This window comes from Bacillus sp. 01N45 (assembly GCF_056399205.1).
In genome coordinates this window covers 1-12,107 of the sequence record NZ_JBFTQW010000015.1, presented here as the reverse complement: position 1 = coordinate 12,107, position 12,107 = coordinate 1, and the positions used below count along the sequence as shown (strand labels likewise).

The window sequence follows — 12,107 nt, the reverse complement described above, 5'->3', positions numbered from 1 at the left end:
GAAAATTATTTGAAACACAGAAAATGGTAAAATAGGTATTTGTAAACGGGTTTATATTCAGGTGAAAAGGAAATTAGTAGATTAGGTATAGAACAAAAATTATTAATTGTATTATTTTATTAATTCGTGCGTAGTAATTTTCTTATAAAAAATGTTGTGATGTATTTGTGGAGTGTTGATGGGATAAATGGAAAAACTATTAGAAGGCGATTCAGCAATACCGTGAAAATATGTATCATCATCAAATTGCTTCTTTAGTTCACTGTTTGACATATTCGTTTGTCATTTCATAGATAGTGGTAATTCGCCATTTCCTTCTTCTTGTAGAATTGACGTAATGCCAATGAAGCAAACTACTCTGATAAATTACGCTTTTGTTCAATTAGTAGTAAGTAAGCGCATTTGTCTTTGATCTTCTTAATGATATAATTCTTGTAAATATTAGGAAGTGAGGGGGGAGTGTGTTGTTTAGAAATAAAGAGACGATTGCTAAGTTTAGTGACTTAACAACTGAGGAATTAGATAGTAAGTTAATATGTTTAGATAATAAATCCTTTGGAAAGTTTGTAACACATTCAATTAATTATGAAAAAGGATTATTTTCTAAAAAACAATTAGAAAAAGAAGCAAGTGCATTAATGTTACTAGAAAAAAAGACTTTAAAAAATACCTTCAGTCGCGTATCTAGCATAGAAGAACAATATGATGGATATAAGATGATTCAATTTATCGTCCCGTTTATTACTACCTTTCTAATTGTTCTTGGGAATAATTATTTTTTTAGTGAAGGGTTGATTAAACAGAATGGGGTTATAATTACAGCAATTACCTTTTTATTCGTATTATTGATTTATACTTTTGTTTCTATTAAGGCAGTAAGTTCGCTAAAAAAAGAACATTCTAAATTGCTTTTTTTTAAATTCATAGTAGAAGAATGTATAAGTGAGAAGGACGAATAAATAATTTTTGAAAAGTATAGAAGTGACATTTTTGAAGTTGGGAAATTTAAAGTACAGAAAAGGATATGAATACATATACTTTTTGTTTTATTGAAAGTGGTAATTAAAAGGTTTACTGCATAAAAAATGATAAAATATTAGGGAATATTTTGAATAAAAGGATTTATTTTTGGGGAAATCAAGGGTATTTAAGGGTGAACGGTTTGAGCGTTTGCTAAGTAGAACTTCTCAACTTAGAGGAGGGTATATATCGTTTATCAAACATTTTTTTCTTATAGGATTACATGTAAGATATATGAATTATATATGAGTAGGGGGATATGAAATTGATTACATCACGTTCATTTGAAATTTTTGATAAAAAAACAGGTATGTTACTAGAAAAAAAGAGTTATCAATCTGCTAACGATTATTATCTGAATACTCTAAAACAAAAACAAGAGAAGGGAATAATTTCTTTATACTGTTCTTGTTTAAACCATGTTGAGATGAAGGTGTCCAAGACAGAGATTCCTTATCTATATCCTGCCACTAGAAAAAAGAAACATTCTATTAATTGTGTTAGAAGCCCTCAATATGAAGGGAACAGTGCTTATGAAAAAGCGTGGAAATATGATGAAGAAAAAGGGGAACATGTTGTAAGAATGGAAGCGTTGATACCCCCTTCAAAAGAAAAAATAGGAAAAGAGAATGTGAAGCAAGAAGAGGAACGAAAGACCAAGATCTATATAGAATATCCTAACTCTACAAAAAAAGGAGAAGCTACTGTCTTTGGATTGGCTACCAAACTTAACATGATGTCATGGGAAAGAATTGTCACAGGTAAAAAGGGAAGACTTCCGACAAATTCAAATGAAGTATCTCAACATGTATTTGGAGTTTCAAAGGATATTAGATTGAGTAATAAGAGTAAAATATTACAGAAAATGTTCTTTGAACAAATGTTGAGAGGTAAAAATATTAGGGGCTTAGAAGTAAAAAAAGACGTGGCTTTTGTTTATATGGAATACCTTCCTGAGAGAGGAAGGAAGTCCGAGGAAATAGGAAAGGAGTCTTTAGGATACGTTGTTTGCAAAAATGCTTTTGATCAAGAGTTTGGGTTTTATGTTAATTGGGAAGAATTTGATATTAAGCTAAAAAGCGAACCCCATAGTGATAGATATATTCTTGCTGGATTTGTATATAGGGCAAGTAAATACCATCATAGGAAATTGACGTTAGGGAATTATTGTTTGATTCCAATTTCAAAAAGAGGATTATTTGTTGAAAGTAATTATGAAAAGGTTATATATAATGAACTCTGTCATCAGAAAAAGTTATTTGTAAAACCATATCTACCAATTGAGGGTTATGGGGGATTCATTCCTGATTTTATTATGTATGAAGAGGGGAAAAAGCCAGTGGTGGGAGAAATATTTGGGATAGAGAATGATGAACTATATGATAAGAGAAAAAAGGAGAAAATTGATATTTCTAAAACAGATGAATTTCGTTCGCTCTATCGTTTTTGGAATAAAGATTATAGTAAAAAGTAGTAAATTAAATGTAAGTAACTTATTAGTGTCTATTTACAAATTAATTACGTAACTATCAGAGGAGAGACCTAATCACAGGCAATTAAACGTATTTCGTTCATTTGACAGATTATTCATTATACTTTATAATAACGTAAAGAAATTTTTTCCTTTTTAATCATTCCTAAATAACCACAAACCTTTCGGGTTTACGATTCCTTACAAGGAAGTGTATAAAACATATACGCTAATTTGTAATACGAATGTATTCCTGAGAGGTTTTTTGCGTTGTAGGAATAGGACAAGTAATGAACTAACAAGGGTGTGATAGAATGTCTTAAATTTTTAAGAAATGTAGTAAAGAAGTAAGAGTCTTGAATTTTAAAATACAAAAGAAGTTGAAAAAAGATGAGAGGTACAGTCTCGTCTTTTTTATTTCGAAAGGAGAAGGACATGGGTAAGAAGATTATGGTTCAATCTGTAAAATTGGTAAAAGACAGTAATCGTATTTATGATATTGAGAAAAAGAAAATCACTTGTCCAGCGGATGCTGTACGCTTTGCACAGATTATATTTGATATAGAATCAAGGCCAAATGAAATTTTTGGTGTATTTAACTTAAATACAAAGAATGAAATTATTGGTTGTAGTATCGTGTTCGAAGGAACTGTTGATTCATCGTTAGTCCATCCAAGGGAAACCTTCCGCACGGCAATATTAAACAATGCATCTTCAATCGTATGTTTTCATAACCATCGTGCGACACGTTCCTAACTGAAAAGGTTACGCACGCTGTCTGAACGTCATTTATGGCAAGTAAGAGAGTCGTGAACTCTTAACTCGATAGGTAGAATGATAGGGTAACGCCTTGAAATGCCTACTCTAATACTCCGACATGCGTTATTCGAATGTGTATAAGAATAGGGTGTGAAGCTCGGTGAAGTCGGCTGAAAGTTGTCGTAGTACTCATGAGTAACCGAAAGCTAACCAGAGGTGGTTGGTACAACTGATAGGTCGTGAGTCGTGAAAAACTTAATATGGTGAGAATGTGGTAAAACACTGACGAACTAGCGAACGAAATGTCTGTAAGTGGAACTACTTAGAAATGAGTAGACTTGATGAAAACTTCAAGTGCGTTCCGTGGGCGAGTAAGTATGGTGGTTTCGAAAGCTCCATGCATCGTTACAGGCGATGGAGAGGACGTCAGGCAAGAGCTAGCACCTAAGTTAAGAATAGATAGAGTTAAGGGAACGTGGAAAGCTATCAACATGGAGAGTACACACTCTATGAAGTGGTAGGGAGGAAAGGAATATATCTATAACTTCCTTTTATGATAGTGAGAGTAGAGGCAGGAGTGGTGAAGTTTCTGTAATGGGAATGGAACAATAGCCTCAAGTCGTTTCGCCTAAACTATTTCAACTCAATCATCTCAAGGATTCTCGTATGACTAAAAAGGTCACGAGCCAAGATTGGAGCGTGATATATCTTGAACGAAAACTTTAAGAAGATCCCTAGAATGAAAAATACAAGGTTACGCCATGCTGAGTATTATGGCATGACTGAAACCTTCGATGAACTTTATGCAAAAAGTAAGGACAAACAAAAATTTAAAAACCTCATGTCAATCATTACTTCAGACAACAACATTCTACTCGCCTATCGAAATATTAAACGGAATAACGGAAGTGCCACGCCTGGAGTCGATGAAGTTACGATAAAGGACGTTGAAGAGCTTGGAACCCATGAGTTTATTGGAATTGTGAAGAAAAGATTTAAACAGTATAATCCTCGAAAAGTAAAACGTGTGGAAATTCCAAAATCTAATGGAAAAACTAGACCATTAGGTATTCCATCTATGTGGGATAGAATTGCACAACAATGTATTCTACAAGTACTGGAACCTATATGTGAAGCTGATTTTTATAAATATAGTTATGGGTTTAGGCCGACAAAATCAGCTGAAAATGCAATATCCGCATGTAATGGACGAATAAACAATAATAAAATGCAATATGTAGTGGACATAGACATTAAAGGTTTCTTTGATGAAGTGAAACATTCAAAGCTTATGCGACAAATTTGGACAATGGGTATTCGTGATAAACAATTACTTGTGATTATACGTAAAATGTTAAAAGCACCTATTGTTTTACCAAATGGAGAAATCGTACATCCAACAAAAGGGACACCGCAAGGTGGAATACTTTCCCCTCTATTGGCGAATATCACTTTAAATGAATTTGATTGGTGGATTGCAAACCAATGGGAAAGTAAAAAGTGTCGAACGATTAATGACCATTTTAATAAGAAAACAGGATTGTATAGACGCGATTATCGCTATAAACAACTTAGAGAAACATCTACATTAAAAGAAATGTATATTGTCCGTTACTCAGATGATTTTAAAATTTTCACTACAACACGATTAAATGCGGAAAAGATTTTCATAGCAAGTAAGATGTGGCTAGAGGAACGGTTAAGCCTTTCTATTTCTGAAGAGAAATCTCAAATTACAAATCTGAAAAAGAAAAGCAGCGATTTTCTCGGTTTTCAACTGAAAATGGAACGAAAAGGATATAATCGTTTTGGACGTAGAAAATACGTCTGTCAATCACATATAGCAGAAAAAGCACGAAAGAGGATTAAAAAGCAACTTAAAGACCAAATCAAACTCATGCAAAAAGCTCCCAACGAAAATGAATTAATCAAAAACATTCGAATCTACAATAGCATGGTCATTGGCATTCATAATTACTATCAAATCGCAACGCAAGTAAACGATAGTCTGATGCCAATACAATATCAACTAACACAAGTAGAACGTCATCGACTAAAGCAATTCTCATTAAGAAAAACAACCAATTATCCAATCAAAGATAAAGGCATTAAACCTTATTTGAAATCAAAGATGACAAGATATATTAATGGATATCCCCTCATTCCAATTGGGTTTATTAAAACGAAAACAGCGTTAATGCCCAAAAATGGTGCTAATAAATTCACCAAAGAAGGACGGGAACTAATGCATCGAGAACAAAAGTCAGTTCCAAACTGGCAAGTTCAATGGATTAGGGAACATCCTATCATAAACGAACGAGTAACAATTGAGTTTAATGACAATCGAATATCGCTGTTTATAGCCCAAAATGGAAAATGTGCAGTAACAGGGGAAGAATTGATTCTTACGGAAATGGATTGCCACCATAAAAAATTATGGAGTGAAACAAAGGACGATAGATATTCCAACTTAGTACTAATTACTAGAGATGTTCACCGGCTAATCCATGCCACAGATACAGAAACAATTCAAAGATATCTTGAATTTCTTAAATTAAATGAGGAACAACTTATAAAGTTGAATAAACTAAGGTTGTTAATTGGGAATGAAATAATCAAGTAAATTAGGGATTCAAATTAAACTAAGTAGATTGAGGAAAATGAAATAGAAGGCAAACGATGGAATGCCGTGTGCGATGAAAGTTGCATGCACGGTGTGGAGCAGGGGAAAAGATGGAGATAACTTCAAAGTCTTACCTATTGCTATCATCAGGACATAGTATGGAGTCTCATGAAGATGTTGAAGTAACTAAGAGATTAAAGGAGTGTGGAATTATTATCGGTATCCCTCTACTAGATCATGTCATCATTGGGGATAATAGTTATGTAAGTTTATTGAAAAAGGGGATTATCTAATACAAAGCAATAAGCCAACTATTTTTAAGGGTGTATAAGGAGGAATAGGAAGATTCTAAAGCGTTTATTCGCATGGATCTTCTTATTTTTTTATTTGTAAGTGTGATTTATAAATGAATTCATAATATGTGATTCGTGGAAATGGACAGATTAAAAGGTCAGAAATATAGGATAAGAAAAAAAGGATCTATGCCTAATAACCTAACAAGGTAACTCTAATCTAAAGCGAGCAAAATTAGCTTAAAGGTTTTTGATATGAAGGGAAAAGAAGCAGTAAGTTGCTCAAGTGATAGAAAAGTAGTAGAAGAAAACCCAATAGCATTCAACGAGCAAACTTTGGAGTTAGTAAACCATTTGTGGCTGAAGGGAATAATACGGGGATTGAAGATTTAAATTCACAACTTGTTCTCAAGGCAATGGAAATAGCTTTACAAAAGAATGCGCCTAAGGTAAACGTAAACGTTTAGAACAAGTATTAGCTAAATATCGAAAAGAAGCTTAAGTCAAATGGAAGTAGATTATATTATGCGAGAGAAATTTAATCATGGGTGGAGTATCCAATAGATTAATGATTTTCGAGAGATGTGGAAATTTGGTATTTCTGTAGGGAACATTTTGAAAATATTTAAACGGAAACCCCAGTAAGCAATTTTACTAGTCTATGATCAAGCTGAAAAATAAAAAGTAAGGGTTTGGAGTGATTATAATGCCTGAGCAACTAACAATATTTGATTTTGAAAAGGCTTATATTAAGAGATTCAATTTGCATTTTTAGCTTTAGACACATAAAAAGCTTCATCAGATTCCAAAGTTGAAGGAGTGATTGTATTGAAGGTGTGGCAATCTGTCGAAGAGCTACATAATCATGCCAAACAAGCAATTGGCAGGCAGAAGAAAAATTTGATAAAACCCAAATCAATGCAAAAATATTTTGATAATCCCAAAAACAAATTATCTACTATGGATTTTGAAAAGATGGGTTTATAAATAGGAAGTTTTGAATGTTCGTTTACTGCCGTTGTTTGTTTGAAAGGTTTATACATTTAGTTGGTTGACTAATGTTTCAATTCTTCATATTTTTAAAAACCATTTATTTCTTCATGTAAATCCCATATTAATATATCTAAGCACATAGCATACTGTAACTTTATAAATACTTTTCTGTAAATTCAGAAAAGTATTTATAAAGTTAAAATAAAGAATTTTTTGAATATTTTATATTTACAAACGAACGAGTGTGGAATATTATTACAACATAAGCTTTTGAGTACAAGAAAAGGAGTTGATAATCATGGAAAAAGTTAAAGTTAAAATTAACATTAAAGCTGAAGAATTAACATCTTCACTTGGCGAGCCACGTGCTTAATCCAAGTGTGGAAATTATGACAACATAATTTTTAAAAACAAGAAAAGGAGTTGATAATCATGGAAAAAGTTAAAGTTAAAGTTAACATTAAAGCTGAAGAATTAACATCTTCACTTGGCGAGCCACGCGCTTAATCCAAGTGTAGAAATTATGCAAACATAATTTTTTGAGTACAAGAAAAGGAGTTGATAATCATGGAAAAAGTTAAAGTTAAAGTTAACATTAAAGCTGAAGAATTAACATCTTCACTTGGCGAGCCACGCGCTTAATCCAAGTATGAAAATTATGCAAACATAATTTTTAAAAAACAAGAAAAGGAGTTGATAATCATGGAAAAAGTTAAAGTTAAAGTTAACATTAAAGCTGAAGAGTTAACATCTTCACTTGGCGAGCCACGTGCTTAATCTAAGTGTTGTATATTATTACAATTTAGGTTTTATTACATAACAAGGAGTTGATAATCATGAAAAAAGTTAAAGTTAAAGTTAACATTAAAGCTGAAGAATTAACATCTTCACTTGGCGAGCCACGCGCTTAATTCAAAATAGTAATTGGGCCTATTTACATTAGGCCCCTTTACTGATTTTTTGATTCAAAATATGAATAATATTTAGTTTATATATTATATAGATTTTCAATACTTTATTTTAGAGAGGTTACTATAATGAAAAAACAAATTGAATTCCCTATAGTATCATCGTCAATTGAGCCTATAAAACTGTCGAATGGAGATATATTTCTAAACAGTCATATGGGGCGTCATATGAGAATTGAAAAAGCAGAATCTATACTTGAATGTTTACTTGAAAAGTGTGATGGCACTAAAAATATAAAGCAAATTGTTAATGAATTAAGATTGGAAAATTATGATATAACAGAAGTAGAAATTGAGGAAATATTAGAGACATTTTCTGAAAATGGAATTGTAGTTGAATGTAATAAAAGAAAGGTTCCAGAATGGCTTTCTAATGAACAATATGATCGGTATTTTACTTTAATTGATTTGTTTGAAAATTTTCCGGATTTAAAAAATAATCCCTGGGAAGCTTTTGAAAAAATTAGAAATGCCAAAGTTGGGATTATAGGCATGGGAGGAACAGGTAGCTTATTAGCAATGATGCTTGGAGCTACTGGTGTTGGTTATCTTAAATTAATGGATGGAGATAAAATTGAATCCTCGAATTTAGTTAGGCAAATTTTTTATGATGAAAATCAAATTGGTGAATTTAAAGCCGAAATTATTAAAAAGAGAATAAATTCATTTAATAGAGATGTTAATGTGGAATGTATTAATAGTTATGTTGAAAATTTAGAAGATGTTTATTCGTTTGCTGATGGTCTTGATTTTATTTTTGTAGAAGCTGATGAACCAAGATTTATATTGAATAGGTGGGTAAATGAAGCGTGTATAAAGTTAAAAATTCCTTATATAGGAAGCTTTGCTCAACAGATTGGTCCATTATTTATACCAGAAGAAACAGCTTGTTTTACATGCTATGAAGAATATATAAGACAAAATTTAGACAAAAGTGATTATGAGGATTTAATTATTGGGATGCAAAAGAAACGAGGAAGAAAGTATCCTTCTGTTGTTTCAGGAATTACATTATCATCACATTATCAGTTTTTAGAATGGTTTTCTTGGTTAACAGGTACATATGAGCCTTTAACTAAAAATAAAGTTTTAACTTTTAAAACAGGTGATATTGTAAGAACAGAGGATGTGTTGAAAAATGAATTATGTGAATCGTGTTCTATATAATTTATTAATCTAATATTTGATAGGAGATGTTTAATTAATGGAAAGAATAGAAGACATATTTACTATTACTCTAGAGGAATCTAAGTTGAAATATGAAGCAAATGAATTTTTATTAGCCCTTTTAGATACATATAAAGAATTATTAAGTAAGTATGAAATAAATTTTTCAGATGAGTTAAAATACCATCCAGCTATGGCTTGGTCAATTTATCGTGATCCTGAAAATGTTGAGCTTTTAAAGGAAAATCTTGCTATCTCAGAACAAGATAAGTCATGGTTTAATTCTATAAATGATAATGATTGGGTTAGTCGTTCACTTGATATTTTATCTGAAAGTAATTCAAAAGATTTAAATAGAGAAATTGTGTTGAAAATGAATGTTCCAACTACAGAAGAATGTGAATTAATTAATAGAGCTTTAAGTATTATTGAAAAGGCTTGGCCAGAAGCTTATAAACAAATAAAATTATTATCAAAAAAGATTGTTGTGATTGATTCTAATGGTGATAATTTTACTTCGGCTACTGGAGCATATTCATTTGGGGCAATATTTTTGAAAAATAAACCAGGTTGGAATGCTATGAATTTTGTTGATGTTTTAATACATGAAAGTGGACATCAAGCATTAATGGTTAAACAAACATTTGGAAGAATGATTGAAAATTTAACTAAAAAAGCAGATTCTCCTTTAAGAGAAGATAAACGTTGGTTAAATGGTACGTTACATGCTACATATGTGTTATGGAGAGTTTTAAAAGTATTTTCTAAAATAAAAGAATCTGAAGTTGTTTTATCTGAAGAGGAAAAAATAACAATGGATAACTTGGAAAAAGAATTTATTTTGAGATTGGAAAAAGGTGTGGAGATTTTAGAAAACGAAGCTGAGTTTTCTAATTTAGGGAAAATCTTTTTTGATGAAATTAAACAAGAATTGAGCGAGTTTTTATTAATTTATTCTTAAGGAGAGTTTATGAACTTATTTAAGTATTTGAAGCAAACGTTTCATTTTCCCGGTTTTCAAAGTTTTTTATATTCCGGTTTCTTAACAAGTATTGCGAATTGGAATTATGTAGTTGCAATGACCGCTTTGATTTATCAGCAATTTGGAACTACAGGAGTTGCGATATTTGGTCTTACAAGACAAATTCCATATATACTTTTTTCACCCATATCTGGTTATATAATTGATAGATTTCCGAGGAAAAAAATAATTATTTTTATAAATCTTTTAAATGTACTATCTATGACAATGCTTATTATATTTTCTTTCTTAAAAATTAATTCTTTATATGTGTTTCTTCTAGTTTCCTTAATTCAGGTGTTTGTAGGAACTATAGATTACCCTATTAGATTAACAATTGGTAAAAAATTAGTTGATAAGGATTCATTATTAGCAATGAATACACTTACGACTTCATTAGGTACAATTTCTCTTATGATAGCTCCTATTATTGGAGGCGTATTGGTTGGTTTAAACGATTTATTTTGGGCGTTTTTAATTAATGTTCTAGTATATTTAATTTGTTTAGTTTTAGTGTGTTTTATACCAAAATCTATCAATCAAAATTTTGATGGATTGTTGCAAACTGAACAAAAGGTTAAAATTTCAGATTCTCTAAATAATATTGTAGAGGGATTTAAATTTATTTTATTCAATAAAAAGATTTTTTCTGTCTCTATTATTTTATGCTTTATTCATATAGTTGTTGGATCAGTCTTTGTTTTTGTTCCATATCTTGCTGATATAACTGGACAAGAAGGTTCAGGTACGGGATATTATTTAGCGATTAATGGATTAGGGTGTGTTATCGGAACTTTATTAGGTGGACACTTTGGTAAGAAAAATCTTACTTTTATAATTTGGATAAGCGTATTAGGTTCTTTTATTGCTTGTATTATTTGTGGTGGAATAAATCATGTTTTCGTAGCATATTTAGCAGTTTTATTTATAGGTATTTTTACTATGTTGCCGGAAGCACCTATTATGACTATTATTCAGGAAGAGACTCCTGACAATGCTTCGGGAAGAGTATTTGCAGCTATTGATGTTTTAATTATAGGTGGTATGGGAATAGGTTCATTTTTAGTTGGTTGGTTATTTGCTAATACAACATTTATGTTTACTTTGTTTGTTATTGGTATTTTGCCAGTTATTGTTTCACTACTTATGAATAAATTTTTATATGTTAAAAACGATCAAGTAAATAATAGCTCTATTACAGAAGCATGATTTTGTAAGTAATAATATTTTTTATATTTAAGTGTATACCCTAAAAAATTAATGATTGCTATGGGTAATAAAATTAATAGTGAACATAAAAACCTTTAGGATTTTCTAAAAGTTTTTATGTTCATTAATTTTTTAAATGCGATATAAAAATTTTGATTAGTCGGTGAAATAAACCGTATTAAGGGTGGATAAAATTAACCCTAATGTTTAGAAATATAACAATTACCCGTTTAATGAAGATAATAAATTAAATAATCAAATTTTCGGAACCTAATCCTGTTTTATATATCTATTGATAATATTCTAGATTTTAAGAAAGAGTAAATCAAGATATATGAGTACTATGATTACTGCTAAATATGATATTAAAGGAGCGATATAATGAATATTAACCTTAAATTTACTGATAAATCAGAACATGCTGTTCAAAAATTATTTGAACAGCAAGTGATTCAGAATCCGAATTCTGTTGCGTTGGTATATAAAGAACAACAGTTAACTTATAAGGAATTAAATGAAAAAGTAAATCAATTAGCTTTTTATCTACAGAAACGAAACGTAGGACCTGAAAGTATGGTAGGGG

The 12,107-nt window shown here is 30.8% G+C and carries 9 protein-coding genes and 3 pseudogenes; all 12 read left to right on the top strand.

Annotation, left to right across the window (positions count from 1 at the left end):
- Positions 1-461 precede the first annotated feature (461 nt).
- Positions 462-959, top strand: coding sequence for a hypothetical protein (locus AC1DMU_RS25580; RefSeq protein WP_476941606.1), 498 nt, complete (start codon positions 462-464; stop codon positions 957-959).
- Between the two features lie 320 nt (positions 960-1,279).
- Positions 1,280-2,494 carry a hypothetical protein gene (locus AC1DMU_RS25575; RefSeq protein ID WP_476941605.1) on the top strand — a complete coding sequence of 405 codons (1,215 nt, stop codon included), beginning with the start codon at positions 1,280-1,282 and terminating at the stop codon, positions 2,492-2,494.
- A gap of 432 nt (positions 2,495-2,926) precedes the next feature.
- Positions 2,927-3,244 (top strand): annotated as a pseudogene (locus tag AC1DMU_RS25570) (JAB domain-containing protein); the annotation flags it as partial.
- A 347-nt stretch (positions 3,245-3,591) separates the two neighbouring features.
- Positions 3,592-3,771: a hypothetical protein gene (locus AC1DMU_RS25565; protein WP_000858402.1), complete on the top strand. Its 180-nt coding sequence runs from the start codon at positions 3,592-3,594 to the stop codon at positions 3,769-3,771.
- Between the two features lie 188 nt (positions 3,772-3,959).
- Positions 3,960-5,873, top strand: coding sequence for a group II intron reverse transcriptase/maturase (gene ltrA / locus AC1DMU_RS25560; RefSeq protein WP_476941604.1), 1,914 nt, complete (start codon positions 3,960-3,962; stop codon positions 5,871-5,873).
- Between the two features lie 146 nt (positions 5,874-6,019).
- A pseudogene (locus AC1DMU_RS25555) lies at positions 6,020-6,166 on the top strand (JAB domain-containing protein); the annotation flags it as partial.
- Between the two features lie 264 nt (positions 6,167-6,430).
- Positions 6,431-6,621: pseudogene (locus AC1DMU_RS25550) on the top strand (DnaD domain-containing protein); the annotation flags it as partial.
- Positions 6,622-6,994: 373 nt separating this feature from the next.
- Entirely contained in the window at positions 6,995-7,153 is a 159-nt protein-coding gene (locus AC1DMU_RS25545; protein ID WP_476941603.1) for a hypothetical protein, read from the top strand.
- 1,043 nt (positions 7,154-8,196) lie between these two features.
- Positions 8,197-9,294 (top strand): ThiF family adenylyltransferase, encoded by a 1,098-nt coding sequence (locus tag AC1DMU_RS25540; RefSeq protein ID WP_098215793.1) that lies wholly within the window; start codon positions 8,197-8,199, stop codon positions 9,292-9,294.
- Between the two features lie 37 nt (positions 9,295-9,331).
- Positions 9,332-10,255, top strand: a complete 924-nt coding sequence (locus AC1DMU_RS25535; RefSeq protein ID WP_476941602.1) for an aKG-HExxH-type peptide beta-hydroxylase — start codon at positions 9,332-9,334, stop codon at positions 10,253-10,255.
- Between the two features lie 9 nt (positions 10,256-10,264).
- A complete protein-coding gene (locus tag AC1DMU_RS25530; protein ID WP_097891355.1) occupies positions 10,265-11,524 on the top strand; it encodes an MFS transporter in 1,260 nt (419 codons plus the stop codon).
- Positions 11,525-11,902: 378 nt separating this feature from the next.
- Positions 11,903-12,107 (top strand): AMP-binding protein (locus tag AC1DMU_RS25525; RefSeq protein WP_476941637.1); only part of this gene is annotated, 205 nt, incomplete at its 3' end.

Excerpts from the sequence above, each read along its gene's own strand:
- AC1DMU_RS25565 (WP_000858402.1), top strand. The coding sequence starts at position 3,592 with ATGAAAACTTCAAGTGCGTTCCGTGGGCGAGTAAGTATGGTGGTTTCG.
- AC1DMU_RS25575 (WP_476941605.1), top strand. The coding sequence starts at position 1,280 with ATGAAATTGATTACATCACGTTCATTTGAAATTTTTGATAAAAAAACA.
- AC1DMU_RS25530 (WP_097891355.1), top strand. The coding sequence starts at position 10,265 with ATGAACTTATTTAAGTATTTGAAGCAAACGTTTCATTTTCCCGGTTTT.
- AC1DMU_RS25535 (WP_476941602.1), top strand. The coding sequence starts at position 9,332 with ATGGAAAGAATAGAAGACATATTTACTATTACTCTAGAGGAATCTAAG.
- AC1DMU_RS25540 (WP_098215793.1), top strand. The coding sequence starts at position 8,197 with ATGAAAAAACAAATTGAATTCCCTATAGTATCATCGTCAATTGAGCCT.